Genomic DNA, 16,948 nt, shown 5'->3' with positions numbered 1-16,948 from the left:
TACGCTATGAAGACGCTTTCTTTCCTGCTTATTGCCACATTGCTAGTATCGGCCTGCGGGCATACCGATACGCTGTTTGAACGAATTCCTTCCTCCCAAACCAATATTACCTTCATTAATTCTCTTGAGGAGGCTACTGATTTCAACGTCCTGAAGTACGGCTATTTCTACAACGGTGGGGGCGTGGCAGCGGCTGATTTTAACAACGATGGCCGCATCGATCTGTACTTCATGGGTAATTTGAGTGCGAATAAACTGTATCTCAATCGTACCGAGACCAATGCCGGCGACCTGACGTTCGATGATATTACCGATAAGGCAGGCGTTGGGGCGGCTGATGGCTGGAATACGGGCGTTACGGTTGTAGACATCAATGCCGACGGCTGGCTCGATCTGTATGTATGCCGTTCGGCCGCAACAGACTCCCGCCTTCGCCGGAATCTGCTCTTTATCAATAACCGAAATACACGGGACGGGTACCCTACATTTTCGGAAAAAGCAGCCGAGTATGGTCTCGATGATCCGGGCTATTCGACGCAGGCGGCCTTCTTCGACTACGACCGCGATGGTGATCTGGACTGTTTCCTGCTTAACCATTCAGTGCAGGAGTTTGCCGGATTTAGCCGCATGATCAGCCGCTTCAAACAGCAGACGAATGCCAACTACTCCAGCAGACTGTTTCAGAATCAGAAGGGCAAGTTTGTCGATGTTTCGGCGCAGTCGGGTTTGATAGCCAACGTGTTGAGCTTTGGCCTCGGTGTAGCCGTGAGCGATTTCAATAACGATGGTTGGCCCGACCTGTATGTGTCGAACGATTATAACGAAAATGACTACCTCTACATCAATAAGCAGGATGGTACGTTTCAGGAGTCGGTGCGCGATGCAATGGGCCATACATCGCTCTATTCGATGGGGTCCGATGCGGCCGACATCAATAATGACGGCCGGATGGATTTGCTTACGCTCGATATGCTTCCCGAACGAAACGAGCGGATCAAACTAACCGCCGGTGACGATAACTACGATAAATACCAGCAACTGCTGCAAGCCGGGTTCCATCACCAGACCATGCGGAATATGGTGCAACTGAATATGGGGGAATGGCAGGCAGAAAAAGGAAAAGAGAAAAAAACAGCCAGGCCCCCTTTAGCCCCTTCCATTCCTGTTTTCTCCGAAATTGGCCAATTGGCCGGCGTCTCCAACACCGACTGGAGCTGGGCAGGCCTGTTTGCCGACTTTGACAACGATGGCTGGAAAGACTTGTTCGTCACCAATGGATACGCCCGTGATTATACCAACATGGAGTTCCTGAAATTCACGATGGACGAGCAGCTGAAGGCGAGAGGAACCGGTACGGAGCCTGACCCTATGGCCGTTATTGCGAAGATGCCCAGTATCAATGAGCCGGATTATATGTTCCGGAATACGGGCAGGCTAACCTTCGAAAACAAAACTGCCGATTGGGGATTCAACGAGCCGAACCAATCGAATGGAGCCATTTATGCCGATCTCGACAACGATGGTGACCTGGATCTGGTTGTCAACCAGGTCAACGCCGAAGCTGGTATCTATCAGAACCATAGCGACCGGCTTAGCGCGAACCACCACCTGACAGTTCGGCTTCTAAGCCCGAACCCGGCCCGATTGATTGGCGCTCGGGTAAGTATCTGGGCAGGTGGCCGGATGCAGGTGCAGGAGTTTCAGCCGGTGCGGGGTTTTCAGTCCGCCCTGTATGGACCTTTACTATTTGGGTTGGGAACAGCGCTACGGGCCGATTCCGTACAGGTACGCTGGGCCGATGGAGCAACCCAGTCTGTTCAATCTGTTGCCGGAAATAAATTGACCATCCCGTATGCTCCCACAGTAAAAACAGTGCTGCCGACACCGGTGCCGTACTGGCAAGCCGTCGACCTAATGGACGTGGTGAATCGGGAGGATTCGGTCAATGACTTCAAGATTCAGCCTTTACTGCCGCACATGCTTTCGCAGACGGGTCCGCGTTTTGCTACTGCCGACATTAACGGTGATGGCCTGGATGATGTGTTTGTAGGGGGCGGACGTGGACAGGGCGGGCAGGTACTCTTACAGCGAGCGGGCCAGTTTGTGCCCATGCCGCAGCCCGCGCTTGTAGCCGACCGCGCTTGTGAAGATGCCGGGGCTGAGTGGTTCGACGCCGACGGCGATGGCGATTTGGATCTGGCTGTTTGTAGCGCCGGTTATGAACTGGCGGCCGACGATGAACGGCTGGCACCGCGCTTGTACCTGAATGATGGTAAGGGACTATTGATAAAAGCACCCTCATTTCCTCGGCTGCGCGTGAGCGCATCCTGCATCCGGGTGGCCGATGTAGACACCGATGGCGACCTGGACCTGTTTATTGGTGCTCGGGTAGTACCGGGCCGTTATCCAGAAACGCCCGTCAGCCACTTATTGCTGAATAATGGCCGTGGAATTTTCTCGGACGTGACCGGCCAGCAACCGGCACTGCGTAAACTAGGCATGGTAACCGATGCTGCTTTTGTAACGCTCACCCGCGGGGCCCGCCCGGCGCTGTTTATCGCTGTTGATTTCGGGCCTTTGCAGGCCTTCACCTACCGAAACAATCTGTTGATGCCACTCGATCAGGCGTTGCCTGGAATGACCGGTTGCTGGAACCGGTTGCTGGTCCGTGACTTCGATAATGATGGCGACCAGGATATTTTGGCCGCCAATGCCGGGCAGAACAGCCAGTTGCGGGTAGGGAAGGACCAGCCGCTGGGCTTGTACGGCATGACCAGTTCTTCGGGAGCAGTCGTGCCTGTCATGACCAGCTATGAAGAAAAGCAGGAATATCCGTTTAATGCGCGGGATGAAATGCTCGATCAGGTTGTAAGCCTTCGTAAAAAATTTACGGATTACACCGGGTATTCGAAAGCCACCATTACGGATCTGTTTACGACAGACGAGTTAAGCAAGGCGTCTAAACTCGACGCCCGCGAACTACAAACGATGCTGTTCCGTAACGACAAGGGTACATTCACCCAATTACCATTACCCGCCGAAGCGCAGTTTGCCCCGGCCTATGCCTTCGCGGCCGTGGATGTGAATGCGGATGGATTGCTGGACGTACTGGTTGGCGGCAACCTCGAATACAATCGGGTTCGCATCGGGAAGTCCGATGCCAATCGGGGGCAGTTGTTCCTGAATCGGGGTAAGGGACAGTTCTCCTATGTGCCAATGCCAGTATCAGGCCTGTTCTGGAACGGTGATGTGCGTGATCTGAAAACACTGCGGGTGAACGATAAAACGGCCCTGCTTGTCGGCGCAACAGGGCAACGGGTACGGACATTTGAACTGATTGTGCGGTAGGAGAGCTGTTTTGTTTACTCCTTACCGTCAGTCGGGTTGAAACGGGTTGGAGAAAGCAGGTGTAAGTTCACCCGCTGCCATTCCTGCTTTTCCGTTATCTTTACTGTATGACGTTTACCGAAATGACTCCCCGCCGTCAGGCGCAGCTGATGGCTTTTGACCGCCTTTTGACCATCATGGACGAACTGCGTGAACAGTGTCCCTGGGACCGCAAACAAACGCTGGAAAGCCTGCGCCATCTGACCATTGAAGAGACGTATGAGCTCTCCGACGCCATTATGGAGAAAGACCTTACCGAAATTCGGAAGGAGCTGGGTGATATTCAGTTACACCTGGTTTTCTACGCCAAAATTGCGTCCGAACCAGCAATTGATCCCTCAGCGCGCTTCGACATGGCCGACGTTCTGAATGGTGTTTGTGATAAGCTTATCAGTCGTCACCCGCATATTTACGGCGATGCTAACGGGGATAAAGTGGTGGCCGATACGGAGGAAAAAGTAAAGGCGAACTGGGAGCAACTTAAGCTGAAGGAAGGAAACAAGTCGGTGCTGGGTGGCGTACCGGGCTCATTGCCTGCGCTCGTAAAAGCCATGCGTATTCAGGAGAAAGCACGGGGCGCGGGTTTCGACTGGGAGGAGAAACAGCAGGTTTGGGAGAAGGTAGAAGAGGAAATGCAGGAGTTCAAAGCGGAATTCAACGTCGATACGGGTCAACCTATCGATGAGCAACGGGCGGAAGGTGAGTTTGGCGACCTGTTGTTTTCACTCGTCAACTATGCCCGCTTCATCGACATAAATCCTGAAACAGCGCTCGAACGCACAAACAAAAAGTTTATCAAACGCTTTCAGTATCTGGAAGAGCGGGCTAAAGCGAATGGCAAAGCACTGGCTGACATGACGCTGGCTGAAATGGACATTTACTGGAACGAAGCAAAAACGGTATGAGGATTGCGTTTATCACTGACATTCACATCGGTGCCGTCGGTGAAAAGCCGCAGGGTGTCGATGTTCGGGAGAATTTCCTGAAAGCGCTGGCTTTCCTGCCCGAGATCAAGCCCGCTTGCCTGGTTATTGGTGGTGACCTGTGTCTGGAAACCGCCGATCGGGCCACCTACGAGTGGATAAAGCAGCAACTGGATAACTTACCGTATCCATACCGGGTCATTGCAGGCAACCACGATAGCTCGGCGCTCATAGCGGAGGTATTCAACTTAGACCACCATTTACACGGTACCGAACTCTATTATGCCCTGCCCCTCGAAGGCCGGCCTGCTTTGTTTCTGGATTCGGCTAGCGGAGCGTTTTCGCCCACACAGTGGCAATGGTTGCGGGATTATATAGACGCGCTTCAGGGAAATAACCTGCTGATTTTTATGCATCACCCGCCTTTGCCTGCCGACGTGACCTACATGGATACGAACTACCCATTTCGGCAGAGCGAGCAATTCATGGACATCGTGCGTGACTTGGCTTGCCATGTCACGGTGGTGTGTGGCCATTATCATGTCGAGAAGGCAGTTCAGCGCGGCAATTTGCTGGCGTTACTGACCCCGTCTACGTTTCTACAGATGAAACACGACCCAGACACCATGGTTGTTGACAACTATTACGTCGGTGTTCGCGAAATTAACCTCACCTCACACGGGGTGACCAGTACGGTCCATTATTTAGGTCTATAAAACTGAATGCCCGTTGCGCAGGATAGACTGCACAACGGGCATTCAGTTTTATAGACCTAACTGTCAATGCTAGCGGGCCGAGTAGTTTGGCGCTTCCTTTTGAATCTGGATGTCGTGGGGGTGGCTTTCGCGCACACCGGCCGATGTTATCTTCACAAACTTGGCCTGCTGAAGCGCTGGAATATCAATGGTGCCACAATAACCCATACCGGCTTTGAGACCGCCAACCATCTGGTACACGATTTCAGATACCCGCCCCTTGATAGGTACCCGTCCAACGATACCTTCCGGAACGAGTTTCTTGATATCGTCTTCAGCATCCTGAAAGTACCGGTCTTTGGAACCGTCTTCCATTGCTTCCACGGATCCCATACCCCGGTAGGTTTTAAACCGGCGTCCTTCGTACAATACCACTTCGCCGGGGGCTTCTTCGGTGCCGGCCAGCAAAGAGCCGATCATTACCGTACTGGCTCCGCCCGCGAGGGCTTTGGTAATGTCGCCCGAAAAGCGAATACCACCGTCGGCAATGATGGGGACACCTGTACCCTGCAAAGCCTTTGCCGATTCGTAAACGGCCGTAAGCTGTGGCATGCCAATACCCGCAATGATGCGGGTCGTGCAGATACTGCCGGGTCCAACGCCTACTTTAACGGCATCGGCACCGGCGTCGGCCAGGGCTTTGGCTCCCTCGCCCGTTGCTACGTTGCCGGCAATAACCTGAAGCTTCGGAAACTGTTGTTTAATACCCCGTACCGCGTCCAGAACACCCTTCGAGTGACCGTGTGCGGTATCGACGCTAATCACATCGACGCCCGCTTTAACGAGGGCTTCTATGCGCCGGTGCAGGTCGGGCGTTACGCCTACAGCCGCGCCTACGCGTAACCGACCCAACTCATCTTTACAGGCGTTAGGGTGGCTTTTTTTCTTGAGAATGTCTTTGTAGGTAATCAGGCCAACCAACTGGTAATCGTCGTTGACAATGGGTAATTTCTCGATGCGGTACTGTTGCAGAATACTTTCGGCTTCTTCAAGGGTTAGTCCTTCCCGCGCCGTGATGAGGTTGTTACGGGTCATAATATCCGTAACCGGCTGGGCTAGGTCACTCTGAAAACGAAGGTCGCGGTTGGTAAGAATGCCAACCAGTTTATTGTTTTCGTCAACGACCGGGATACCGCCAATTTTGAATTCGCGCATGATTTTGAGCGCGTCGGCCAGTGTTGCCGTTTCGAGTAGCGTGATGGGGTCAATGATCATTCCACTTTCCGACCGTTTGACCTTACGGACTTCATCGGCCTGCGCTTCCACGCTCATGTTTTTGTGGATAATGCCGATGCCACCTTCCTGCGCCATAGCAATAGCCAGTGACGATTCCGTAACGGTGTCCATTGCCGCCGAAATAAGCGGAATGTTCAAACTGATTGTACGGGTAAGCTGGGTAACGGTTGTTGTATCGCGGGGAAGAACCTCCGAGTAGGCAGGCAGAAGCAGTACGTCGTCGTAGGTAAGAGCCTCGTAGAGAAACTTGCTGGTATCTAAGCTCATGGCAAATAAACAAGGGATGTTATTTGCCAGACAAAACTACGGATAAAATGTGGTTGGTAAAAGGAAAAAGGTAATTGGATACGCAATAGTTAACCCAATTACCTTTTTTTACAATTTTAGATTAGTTTGATGCTAATGGCTTTGCCATCGTCACCAACGCTGAACCGGCAGTCGCTGAATTTAGGGGCCGACATAACAGGCTTGAAATTATTACTGAATCCGTAGGGTTCTTTGGGAATACCGAACACCCGCTTATCCATTTTCCCGTTGTCATTTTCATCGTGATAAACGGCTATGGCATAGTCGCCAGGTTCAACCGAAAAGAGTATGTAAACATTTTTACTATTCACATTCAGTTTTTTTGTTTCAATGGATTTTCCTTCAGGAAAGTCTTTTCCGGGTCGGAACAAACCGATATATACAGCTCCGCTTACTACCCGAACATTCTGGATTTCAACCTTAAGGTTCGTCTTCTTGAGGGGGTCCCGATGACTGGATGCGGACAGGAACAGGTTTAGAACTGATAGCAAAATGAGCATAGACTGGGTGTTTTTTGTAAAAACGGATTTATCTTGCAATTATGATAGCTCAACCGCCACCACCCCTAAAACGATGGATTACCAAGCCCTTTCCTGATTCAATGGAACAGCGGGTGGCTATCGAAACCTTAACGGGTTCGCTTGGCGTGAGTCCTTTTCTGGCCGCCCTGCTGGTGCAACGCGGTGTGCATAGTTACGAAGATGCCCGCGCATTTTTTCGTCCCGAGATAGGTCACCTTCACGATCCGTTTGCAATGAAAGACATGGACCGGGCTATTATACGCCTGCAAAGGGCGATGCTCCCGGGACATGAAGAAAAAATTCTGATCTATGGCGATTATGACGTAGACGGTACCACATCGGTGGCATTGGTATACGGATTTCTAAAGAACTACCACTCCGCTATCGATCATTACATTCCAGATCGGTATAAAGAAGGCTACGGGATTTCAACGCAGGGAATTCAGTGGGCTGCCAATAATGGGTTCTCACTTATCATCGCTCTTGACTGTGGTATTAAATCCGTAGATCGGGTGGCCGAGGCCAAGGCACTGGGGGTTGACTTCATTATTTGTGACCACCATCGACCCGGAGCCGAATTACCCGATGCGGCCGCCGTGCTGGACCCTAAGCGCAACGATTGTCAATACCCTTACAAAGAACTGAGCGGATGCGGGGTCGGATTCAAACTCTTACAGGCATTTTGCCTGCACAAAGGCATACCCCTGGAGGAACTGTATCCCTACCTCGATCTGGTAGCCGTTAGTATAGCCTCGGACATTGTGCCTATTACCGGTGAAAACCGGGTTATGGCTTTCTACGGGTTAAAATGTCTCAACGCAGCGCCACGTACCGGCCTGAAAGCGCTAATCAAAATTGCCGGCTTTTCGAGGGAACTGGATATTACCAACCTGGTCTTCGGGTTAGGCCCACGCATCAATGCGGCAGGCCGGATTCAGCATGCCAAAGCCGCTGTACAGTTGCTGCTGGCAGAGTCGGAAGTGGAGGCAGATGCTTTTGCGATGGCCATCAATAAGCATAACAATGATCGCCGGACGTTCGATAGTACCATGACCGAACAGGCATTGGCTATGATCCGGGAAAGTGAAACGATGACCCGTGCCAAATCGACCGTTTTGTTCGACGCTACCTGGCATAAAGGGGTAATCGGCATCGTCGCATCACGCTGTATCGAACACTTTCACCGGCCAACAATCATTCTGACACAGTCGCACGACAAAGCCGCTGGATCAGCACGGTCGGTGCCTGGGTTCGATGTTTACGAGGCCATCGAAGAATGCGCTGATCTGCTGGAGCAGTTTGGCGGACACACCTTTGCTGCGGGTATGACCATGCCGGTCAACAACATTGACGCGTTTCGAAAGAAATTCGAAGAAGTGGTGACACGCCGGATCAAGGAAGAACAGTTGACGCCACTGGTTGACATCGACCTGCCCATGGATTTTAGCGAGATAGATGCCAAACTTGTCCGTATCCTGAAACAGATGGGCCCGTTCGGCCCCCACAATCCACAGCCCGTATTTATGACGGATGAGGTGTATCTGGCCAACGAACCGATCATTATGAAGGAAAAGCACTTGAAAATAAATGTATTTCAGGGTGGCTCTTCATCCCGCGGTCATACGTTGACTGCTGTTGGTTTTGGGTTTGGCCACCTGGCCAGCCAGCTACAGGCTGGTAAACCTTTTTCTATCTGTTATCAGGTAGAACAGAATTTTTATAACGGCAACGTATCCATACAGTTGATGTTAAAAGACGTTAAGTTTAGTTGACTGGTGGCCGAGATGGTCAGTTGATGCGTTAATCTGCGGATACCTTTACTAATTGACCTGGCATCTGGTTGACTTAACAACTAACTTATGATTCTCAGAACAGAAAATTTAATTAAGAAATACGGGTCCCGGTTAGTCAACAACAACGTATCGTATCAGGTCGAAACAGGGGAAATTGTGGGGTTACTTGGCCCGAATGGGGCGGGTAAAACAACCTCGTTCTACATGGCCGTCGGTTTGGTAAAACCAAATAGCGGCAAAGTCTTCATTGACGATATTGACGTTACTGATCTGCCTATGTACAAACGGGCTCGGCTGGGCCTGGGGTATCTGGCGCAGGAAGCTTCTATTTTTAGAGATCTGTCGGTAGAAGAGAATGTACTGGCGGTACTGGAAATGACGGATCTGCCCAAAGCGCAGCAGAAAGAAAAAGTGGAAGAACTGCTCGACGAGTTTAGCCTGACACACGTTCGGAAGAGCAAGGGTAAAGTCCTGTCCGGTGGCGAACGCCGACGCACCGAGATTGCCCGCGCGCTGGCGGTTGACCCTAAATTTATTTTACTCGATGAGCCTTTTGCTGGTGTCGATCCAATTGCCGTTGAAGACATCCAGAGCATAGTCGCCAAACTCAAGCACCGCAACATCGGTATTCTCATTACCGACCACAATGTAAACGAAACGCTATCCATAACTGACCGGGCTTATCTCCTGTTTGAAGGCAAAATCCTAAAGCAGGGATCAGCAGAAGAACTGGCAAACGACGAGCAAGTTCGGCGGCTGTATTTGGGACAGAACTTCGAACTGAAACGTAAGGTATAACCAATCACCAACCCTGGTGAGGTAAGGCAATTCTTGTTACAGGACTGCCAATGCGATCGGGTTGTGTCGCTCTCGTAAAAGCTTTGCCGCGGAAATCCATGACTGCTTACCCCAGCACTTCCCGAAGTACGGGAAGGGATTTTACCTCGCCGATGGAGTCGATATGAATTTGATAATAAGCGACCAAGGCGTCTAAAAGATCATTCCGTACGGTTCTGGTCAGTTTAACAGGCGTGCCAAGCGGACGTTTTAACATGATATTCAAGGCTGTTTCCACTTCTTTGTCGGGTAGAAAAGGGTAGGAATTTTCACGGAGCTGACTTTCGAACTCGCGGTCGCTCTCTGGCCCGAAACCTAGGAAAAAGGATAATTTTAGGAGAAAGGCGAGGTGAAAATTCTCGAAGTTGACGGATGCCTCTTCCAAGAAAAGGATTGAGTCGATCAGGAAGCGGAACAAAACGGGACTGCTCGCTTCCTCCTTCAATACTTTATTCAGCATCTCCGTCACGAACATCGCAATTGTCGACTTCGCTACATCGAAAGGCAAGCTTTGAAACGGCTGGATCGTTTTTACTTCCGATATCCGGTGCAAATCCCGATCATTCTTGTGATACACAACCATATCCAGCAGCGTCAGCGGCTGAAATAGGGCAATGCGGTTGTTCTTGCTCCTGGCCGTTCGGACGCTGTTGACGATGTAGCTTTGCAGGCCGAACTCTTCGGTATAAATGCGGGCAATGATGGATGTCTCGCGATAACGAATATAGCTAAGGGCAATGCCTCTGGTTTTTTGCAACATCAATAGAAATAGTAAATGGATTCGCTTTTATAAGTAACAACAAAAGGAGCAAACTACTCTCGTCTCAGCTGGTAATTAATAGACGCAATGGCTGCGGTCTATCGGCTGGCTTAGAGCCTGATGCCGAAAAACAAATCAAACTAAATGCCTGGACGAACGACTCAGTGCGGAGTCAATTTGCTTGAAGTTTATTAACCGTCAGCCACGATGTGAAAAGTAAAGAAAACAACCGTATCATTGAAAAACTTTTCCGAAGCTGAAAAATGAAACTTTATAAAACCCGACCCGGTATTGTCCTTGAATTTGAGAACCAGTATTACCATCTGCCTTCTGCAAACTGGGATGAATTAATCAACCTGGATGAGTTGCGGGGCTTTCTGATGCACTTGACTACCACCACGTCGGCATCGGACGAATATAGAGAGTGGACCGAAACGCAGGCACTGGCACCCATTGGTCGGCAAGAGGTATGGGCCTCGGGCGTAACGTATCTGCGAAGCCGCAACGCCCGTATGGAAGAATCCAAAAAATCGGGAGGTGATAATTTTTATGATCGCGTATATGACGCTGAGCGGCCTGAGTTGTTTTTCAAATCAACACCGGAGCGGGTTGTAGGGCCGGGGGATGCGGTTCGTATCCGGCAGGATTCGGACTGGAACGTACCGGAACCGGAACTGACCCTGTTCATTACATCGGCAGGAAAAATAGCGGGTTACACCTGTGGTAATGACATGAGTTCGCGTAGTATTGAAGGTGAAAACCCGCTTTACCTGCCACAAGCGAAAACCTACGACGGGAGTGCTGCTCTGGGACCATGCCTTTATCTTCCCGAAACGCCAATTGCGCCTGAAACACAGATTCGACTAGACATTATTCGCGACGATCAGGCTGTTTTTAGCGGTAGCATTGCTATTGACCAGATGAAACGACAGCATACCGAATTGGTGTCCTATCTGTTTCGCGAGTGCTCATTTCCAAACGGGTGTTACCTGATGACGGGTACTGGTATCGTGCCCCCCGACAACTTCACACTCCGGGCTGGCGACCTGACTCAGATCACGATCGACGGTATCGGAACGCTGGAAAATGTTGTGGCTGCGTAGAGACGTAACCCTTTACGTCTCAGATGCGTCAGCAATATTCTTCAGCATCTGAGACGTAAATTGCTGACGCATACTGAGACGTAAAGGGTTACGTCTCTACGCGCTAACTACCCGGATGCCGGCTTTTACGCGCTCAACTTTTTCCCGCAAGGCGTCTAACGAACTGTCCATGACGGTTACATGCCCCATCTTGCGAAAGGGTTTCGTAAGGGCTTTACCGTAGAAAAACGGAAATACACCGGTCATGGCCAGCAGTGTTTCCAACCCTTCGTATACGGCAGGTCCTGTATGTCCATCCTCGCCAAGGAGATTGACCATCGCTGCGGGCTGATAGGACGATGTGTCACCCAGAGGGTAGTTCAGGATCGCTCGCCAGTGCTGCTCAAACTGAGAGGTAACATTAGCCCGCATGGTGTGGTGGCCGCTGTTATGTGGCCGGGGGGCAACCTCGTTTAGCAGGATGGATCCCTGCTTATCCAGAAATAACTCAACCGCCAGCAGACCTACGATACCCAGGGCGTCCGCTGTTTGGCGGGCAATGTCCTGCGCTTGCTGGTTGATGGCATCGGGGAGTTGAGCGGGGGCGAATAAATAATCAACTAAATTCAGTTCGGGGTGAAAAACCATCTCCACCGTTGGAAAGGTCTGCACGTCTCCCCGTTCATTACGAGCCACAATAACGGCGAGTTCCTTGTCGAAATCCACAGCCCGCTCCAGAACACCCGGTGCGTCGAACGCCTTATCGACATCGGCAATGGTAGCAATGCGCTGAACGCCCCGCCCATCATATCCATCGCGTCCGAGTTTATGGAACGCGGGAAAAAAATCGGGTCTTTCCAGGGCTACGCGTGCGACATCAGCGCGGTTTTCGGTTAGGATAAAGTCGGCTGTGGGTAAGTTGTGATGCTGATAGAACTGTTTCTGCTGTCGTTTATCCTGAATGACACGAATGACCGATGGCTGAGGAAAAACGCGTTTTCCTTCACGTTCCAGCGCTTCAAGCGCTTCGACGTTGACGCGCTCAATTTCAATGGTCAGCACATCAACGCCCTGACCGAACCGATAAACCGTGTCGTAATCAGTAAGTGATCCCTGCATAAATTCGGTGCAGAGTGTGCGACAGGGTGCTTCCGGGTCAGGGTCGAGAATATGAACGCGAAGGTTCCAGTCGATGGCTGCTTGTAGAAGCATGAGGCCAAGCTGCCCTCCGCCGAGGATGCCAATTATGGGTGTCAACAGAACAACGAGTGAAAGAGTGAACGACCCGCAAAATTATCCATTCGCGCTTTCACTATGCCATTCTTTTTAGTTTTTGTGTGAAATGTCTGACCCGCCTGATTCACTTTTTGAAACTACTTTGGCTGATCCGTAATAGTAAATATCCGATCCGCCCGACGCCTTAAGGCTCAACTCACGGGTAGCATGCACATAAACATCTGATCCGCCCGACGAGTTGGCGCTGCATACTTCCACCGTTAGCTTACGGGCATCCAGGTCTGATCCGCCTGATCCGTTGGCATTCAGCGTCCGTGCTGTACCGTCCACCGTAACATCGGCTCCACCGGCGGCCGCTATAGTCAGTTCATTGGCTTTAAGGGCTAACTTTACATCGGCCCCGCCCGAAGCAGACAGGTTCAGGTCGTTGAACGATAGGGTCCCCTGGCCGAACACATCGGACCCGCCCGATGCCTGAAGCTCGTTCAACTGCCGGAAGGTGAGATACGCTTTTACATAATTGTTACGTCCCCAGTTCCAGTTCATTCCTTTGCGGTCGATGTAAAGTTTCAGAACACCGTTACGAATTTCGCTTTTGACATCCTCTTCATCGATGCCTTTCACATCGAATGTTAGTTTTTCGGAGTTGCCCTGGGTCAGGTATACATCGATGCCGCTGCTAACGCTCAGGCCTGAGAAGCTTGAAACAGGGCGATCTTTCTTCCAGTCACTGTCGGTCGTAATCAGGCCGTAGGTGAGTAGCAGTGTTGAGAGGAGAATGGCTTTCATGGCAAAAAAAGATTATTGTTAAGTAAAGATGATTAAAAGTAACAGGAGGTTGCTTGTGAGGTAAAAAAAATGTCCGATTTTGGCCCGTGGCTGTCCGGGATCGGACGCTGAACGATTAGTTATTTTATGTAATGGCCTGACTAATAGTTCCTATAGAGGATTGGCACGACACTTGACACGCTACATAGAAAGCTCCAGTTCAACAATAAATCAGTTATGATTCAGCTCCGCAACGTCGCTAAATATTACCCAGCCGGTTTCGGCCGGGCTTATGTGCTACGCAACATCGATCTCGATATTGCCCAGGGTGAGTTTGTGTCCATTATGGGGCCATCGGGGTCGGGCAAATCTACATTGCTGCATATTCTGGGCCTACTCGAAGAGCCTTCTGAAGGGGAGTACCTTTTTGAGGATCAGCCCGTACAGAAGTTATCGGAAAAACGACGTACCGAACTCCACCGTACGCAGATAGGCTTCGTTTTTCAGGCTTACCATCTTATCGATGAATTGACCGTATACGAAAACATCGAGACGCCCCTGCTTTACAAGGGCGTTGGTGGATCGGAGCGGAAAAGTCGTGTTGCCGAACTGCTCGATCGGTTTAACATCGTGGCTAAAAAAGATCTGTTTCCTGCACAGTTATCGGGTGGGCAGCAGCAGTTAGTGGGTATCGCACGGGCACTGGCGGCTAAGCCAACCGTCATTTATGCCGATGAACCAACCGGGAATCTCCACTCAGACCAGGCTCGTGAGATCATGGAGCTTTTCCGGGAGTTGAACCTGAAAGATGGCGTAACCATCGTTCAGGTGACCCACTCAGAAAGTAACGCTGAGTACGGCTCCCGCGTAATACGTTTAAAAGATGGCTGGCTGGAACCGGCTAAAGCAGTGCTGTAAATAAGGCATTAGCCAGTTTATGACCTGCCGGATAAGTACCTAATTGTTCGATAGATCGAATCCATTGAATTCCATTGACATTGCAGGCAAAAACGGCTTCGGCTTTTGCCAGGCACGTATACCGGTGAAAGCCAACGTCGACCGGGAGACCAATAGCTTCTGCCGTTCGGAGGATGTACTGACGCATAATACCATTGATGCAGCCTGTCTCGATAGCAGGTGTGTAGAGTACACCTTCCATAAACCAGAAGAGATTGGAAGCCTGGCACTCGGCAAGGTAGTCTTCTTTGTCTGCGTTGAGCAGGATAATATCGTCGAGATTCCTTTCCTTTTTAGCAATACCTGCCATTACGTAGGGGAGCGAACTCAACGTTTTTATGGATGAGTAAGGGGTATAGGTTAGACGGCCCTCTGTGTAAATTCCAACAGTAGCTCGTTCGCTAATAGCAAAAGGATGCCCCGTTTGGGCTGTTATCAGTAGGTTGGCTTCGTTGCTCGAAGGCGTATATAGACCACCGGATTGCCGCCAGATCTGGATTTTGATTCGGCAAGTCTGATCCGTCAGTTTATTCGTCGCCACCAGATTCGTAATTAGCTGGGCAACAGCGGATTCGCTGCTGGAAGCGGGTAGGCGAAGATGCAACGCCTTGCTGCCCGCTTTCAACCGGGCATAATGATCGGTCCAGAACCAAATCTGGCCACGTTCATAACGGATCGTCTCAAAGAGGCCGTCGCCGTATTGAAAAGCCCGATCGTTTGAAGAAACCCGATAATCGGCTTCTACCAGTATATCCGAATTATAGACCAGAAACATGCTTAGTTTGCGCCGTTTATCCTAAAACGGTAGCCGGGCCGAAGGTAAGTTTGTAACATTGAACCATCAAAAAATAATGACCATGAATGTGGTTTACCGAAATTTAGGAGGCTTCCTGCTGAGCCTGATAAGTGTAGCAGCCCTGGCGCAGAATCAAACACCAGCCGCTGCAACCCCAACTGTCAGTACATCAGCTGCGATTGGTACGCCTAGCGTGCCGTCTGTACTGGGTCTTCAGCAGTGTATCGATATTGCGCAGAAGAATAATATTCTTGTTCGTCAGGGACTGTTACAAGTTCAGAGCAGCGAACTTCAGTACCGGCAGGCTAAACTGAATCGATATCCAAGTTTGAACGCGTTTATTACGCAGGGACTGAATTTTGGCCGGAACATCAACCCTGCCACTAACCAGTTCAGTGATCAGGCCATCCGGTCCAACAACTTTCAGTTGTCGACGTCGGTGCCGGTTTTTCAGGGGTTTCAATTGAAAAACCAGATTTTACAAAATGAATCCGTTGTGGCGGCTACCCAAAAAGAATTGGCGGCTACTCAAAACGACGTCGCGTTGAACGTGATTCAACAGTATCTGAATGTACTGACTGGTGCCGAGCAGTTGGCCATTGCAAGGCGGCAGGTAGAGACATCGCAGATTCAGCTCGATCGGACGCAGAAACTCGTGAACGCTGGGTCTGTTCCTGAAGCGAACTTATACGAGATCCGGGCTACATTGGCCAACGATCAACTGACGGTCGTAAACGCACAGAACTCGGTCGACCTGGCTAAACTAGCTCTGTTGCAGGCTATGAACCTGCCTGCCGGTCAAACGTTTGAAATTGAATTCATCAATTTACCCGACCCGCGAATTGAACGGTATAGCGATTCGCCCCAGCAAGTGTTTGACATTGCTCTAACGACCCAGCCACAGGTTCAGGGTGCTGATTTGCGGGCTGAGTCGGCCCGGAGAGGAGTGGAGGTGGCCCGGGCTGGCCTGTACCCGCGACTGGCATTAAATGGCTCACTCTCATCGATTTATTCGAGCGTGGGGTTGCAGCGATTCGTAGCCGACGGTACGATAGTGGAAACAGAAACAGGGGCTTTTGTGAACGTTGGTGGATTGAGTCAACCAGTTGTGTCAATGCGGCCCGGTGGCCAAAGTGAAAATTATAGCTTTACGGATCAGTTAGGGAATAATTTAAATCGGTCGTTATCGCTAAATTTGAACATTCCGATTTTTAATAGCCGGACCGTACGAACCAACATCATCAGTGCAACGCTGCAACAACAGAACGCGAAACTTACCGCCGACAACACCCGGCTACAGTTGCGCCAGCAAATTGAAACGGCTTACACTAATCTATTGGCCTCGTCTAACCGGTATCAAGCAACCGAAGCGTCGGTAGCATCGCTGGAACAGGCATTCCGGGCTGCCGAGAGCCGGTTCAACGCGGGGGCTATCAACCCAATCGATTACAACATTGCCAAAGCCAGACTTGATAATGCCCGCGCTCAATTAGTACAGGCTAAGTATGATTACGTGTTCAGAACCAAGATTTTAGATTTTTATCAGAATAAACCATTAGGCTTTTAATAAAAAAGGAGTGAGCGTGCGAAT

Annotated in this window: 14 protein-coding genes; 8 read left to right on the top strand and 6 right to left on the bottom strand. The window is 50.7% G+C overall.

Annotated features, from left to right (window positions below; translation table 11 throughout):
* Positions 1–6: 6 nt before the first annotated feature.
* The 3 genes from FH603_RS02265 (at position 7) to FH603_RS02255 (ending at position 5,026) form a co-directional block, all read left to right on the top strand.
* On the top strand, positions 7–3,348 hold the full coding sequence (locus FH603_RS02265; protein ID WP_186735631.1) for a CRTAC1 family protein: 3,342 nt from the start codon (positions 7–9) through the stop codon (positions 3,346–3,348).
* 107 nt (positions 3,349–3,455) lie between these two features.
* On the top strand, positions 3,456–4,292 hold the full coding sequence (gene mazG / locus FH603_RS02260) for a nucleoside triphosphate pyrophosphohydrolase (RefSeq protein WP_186735629.1): 837 nt from the start codon (positions 3,456–3,458) through the stop codon (positions 4,290–4,292).
* Positions 4,289–5,026 carry a metallophosphoesterase family protein gene (locus tag FH603_RS02255; RefSeq protein WP_186735627.1) on the top strand — a complete coding sequence of 246 codons (738 nt, stop codon included), beginning with the start codon at positions 4,289–4,291 and terminating at the stop codon, positions 5,024–5,026. The genes mazG and FH603_RS02255 overlap by 4 nt, the downstream gene beginning before the upstream one ends.
* Before the next feature lie 69 nt (positions 5,027–5,095).
* On the opposite strand, the gene guaB is transcribed toward FH603_RS02255, so the two are convergent.
* Positions 5,096–6,568 carry an IMP dehydrogenase gene (gene guaB, locus FH603_RS02250; RefSeq protein ID WP_186735625.1) on the bottom strand — a complete coding sequence of 491 codons (1,473 nt, stop codon included), beginning with the start codon at positions 6,566–6,568 and terminating at the stop codon, positions 5,096–5,098.
* Positions 6,569–6,684: 116 nt separating this feature from the next.
* Positions 6,685–7,107, bottom strand: coding sequence for a DUF2141 domain-containing protein (locus tag FH603_RS02245; RefSeq protein ID WP_186735623.1), 423 nt, complete (start codon positions 7,105–7,107; stop codon positions 6,685–6,687).
* 41 nt (positions 7,108–7,148) lie between these two features.
* On the opposite strand from FH603_RS02245, the gene recJ reads away from it, so the two are divergent.
* Positions 7,149–8,900, top strand: coding sequence for a single-stranded-DNA-specific exonuclease RecJ (gene recJ, locus FH603_RS02240; RefSeq protein ID WP_186735621.1), 1,752 nt, complete (start codon positions 7,149–7,151; stop codon positions 8,898–8,900).
* 87 nt (positions 8,901–8,987) lie between these two features.
* A complete protein-coding gene (gene lptB / locus FH603_RS02235; RefSeq protein ID WP_186735619.1) occupies positions 8,988–9,719 on the top strand; it encodes an LPS export ABC transporter ATP-binding protein in 732 nt (243 codons plus the stop codon).
* Positions 9,720–9,825: 106 nt separating this feature from the next.
* Here lptB and recO read toward each other — a convergent pair whose 3' ends face one another.
* Positions 9,826–10,518: a DNA repair protein RecO gene (gene recO, locus FH603_RS02230; RefSeq protein WP_186735617.1), complete on the bottom strand. Its 693-nt coding sequence runs from the start codon at positions 10,516–10,518 to the stop codon at positions 9,826–9,828.
* A gap of 263 nt (positions 10,519–10,781) precedes the next feature.
* On the opposite strand from recO, the gene FH603_RS02225 reads away from it, so the two are divergent.
* A complete protein-coding gene (locus FH603_RS02225) occupies positions 10,782–11,621 on the top strand; it encodes a fumarylacetoacetate hydrolase family protein (protein WP_186735615.1) in 840 nt (279 codons plus the stop codon).
* A gap of 96 nt (positions 11,622–11,717) precedes the next feature.
* On the opposite strand, the gene FH603_RS02220 is transcribed toward FH603_RS02225, so the two are convergent.
* Both FH603_RS02220 and FH603_RS02215 read right to left on the bottom strand, forming a co-directional pair.
* Entirely contained in the window at positions 11,718–12,857 is a 1,140-nt protein-coding gene (locus FH603_RS02220; protein WP_186735607.1) for a 5-(carboxyamino)imidazole ribonucleotide synthase, read from the bottom strand.
* Between the two features lie 69 nt (positions 12,858–12,926).
* Entirely contained in the window at positions 12,927–13,625 is a 699-nt protein-coding gene (locus tag FH603_RS02215) for a head GIN domain-containing protein (protein WP_186735605.1), read from the bottom strand.
* A gap of 216 nt (positions 13,626–13,841) precedes the next feature.
* On the opposite strand from FH603_RS02215, the gene FH603_RS02210 reads away from it, so the two are divergent.
* The gene (locus FH603_RS02210) at positions 13,842–14,522 is read left to right on the top strand and encodes an ABC transporter ATP-binding protein (protein ID WP_186735603.1); all 681 of its coding nucleotides are present in this window, start codon (positions 13,842–13,844) and stop codon (positions 14,520–14,522) included.
* Here the strand turns inward: FH603_RS02210 and FH603_RS02205 are convergent.
* A complete protein-coding gene (locus FH603_RS02205; protein ID WP_186735601.1) occupies positions 14,506–15,336 on the bottom strand; it encodes an aminotransferase class IV in 831 nt (276 codons plus the stop codon). The genes FH603_RS02210 and FH603_RS02205 overlap by 17 nt on opposite strands.
* Positions 15,337–15,418: 82 nt before the next feature.
* Here FH603_RS02205 and FH603_RS02200 point away from each other — a divergent pair, with 82 nt between their 5' ends.
* Complete coding sequence (locus tag FH603_RS02200; RefSeq protein ID WP_186735599.1) at positions 15,419–16,924, top strand: TolC family protein; 1,506 nt, start codon at positions 15,419–15,421, stop codon at positions 16,922–16,924.
* The last annotated feature ends 24 nt before the right edge of the window (positions 16,925–16,948 follow it).

Origin of the sequence: Spirosoma utsteinense, assembly GCF_014282275.1 — a bacterium.
Lineage (GTDB): Bacteria > Bacteroidota > Bacteroidia > Cytophagales > Spirosomataceae > Spirosoma > Spirosoma utsteinense.
Note: the sequence above shows the minus strand (reverse complement) of the source record. Positions and strands in the feature narration are given on the sequence as shown.

What these genes read in the sequence shown, in the direction of transcription:
- FH603_RS02265 (WP_186735631.1), top strand. Translation starts at nt 7, where the DNA reads ATGAAGACGCTTTCTTTCCTGCTTATTGCCACATTGCTAGTATCGGCC.
- mazG (WP_186735629.1), top strand. Translation starts at nt 3,456, where the DNA reads ATGACGTTTACCGAAATGACTCCCCGCCGTCAGGCGCAGCTGATGGCT.
- FH603_RS02255 (WP_186735627.1), top strand. Translation starts at nt 4,289, where the DNA reads ATGAGGATTGCGTTTATCACTGACATTCACATCGGTGCCGTCGGTGAA.
- guaB (WP_186735625.1), bottom strand. Translation starts at nt 6,568, where the DNA reads ATGAGCTTAGATACCAGCAAGTTTCTCTACGAGGCTCTTACCTACGAC.
- FH603_RS02245 (WP_186735623.1), bottom strand. Translation starts at nt 7,107, where the DNA reads ATGCTCATTTTGCTATCAGTTCTAAACCTGTTCCTGTCCGCATCCAGT.
- recJ (WP_186735621.1), top strand. Translation starts at nt 7,149, where the DNA reads ATGATAGCTCAACCGCCACCACCCCTAAAACGATGGATTACCAAGCCC.
- lptB (WP_186735619.1), top strand. Translation starts at nt 8,988, where the DNA reads ATGATTCTCAGAACAGAAAATTTAATTAAGAAATACGGGTCCCGGTTA.
- recO (WP_186735617.1), bottom strand. Translation starts at nt 10,518, where the DNA reads ATGTTGCAAAAAACCAGAGGCATTGCCCTTAGCTATATTCGTTATCGC.
- FH603_RS02225 (WP_186735615.1), top strand. Translation starts at nt 10,782, where the DNA reads ATGAAACTTTATAAAACCCGACCCGGTATTGTCCTTGAATTTGAGAAC.
- FH603_RS02215 (WP_186735605.1), bottom strand. Translation starts at nt 13,625, where the DNA reads ATGAAAGCCATTCTCCTCTCAACACTGCTACTCACCTACGGCCTGATT.
- FH603_RS02210 (WP_186735603.1), top strand. Translation starts at nt 13,842, where the DNA reads ATGATTCAGCTCCGCAACGTCGCTAAATATTACCCAGCCGGTTTCGGC.
- FH603_RS02205 (WP_186735601.1), bottom strand. Translation starts at nt 15,336, where the DNA reads ATGTTTCTGGTCTATAATTCGGATATACTGGTAGAAGCCGATTATCGG.
- FH603_RS02200 (WP_186735599.1), top strand. Translation starts at nt 15,419, where the DNA reads ATGAATGTGGTTTACCGAAATTTAGGAGGCTTCCTGCTGAGCCTGATA.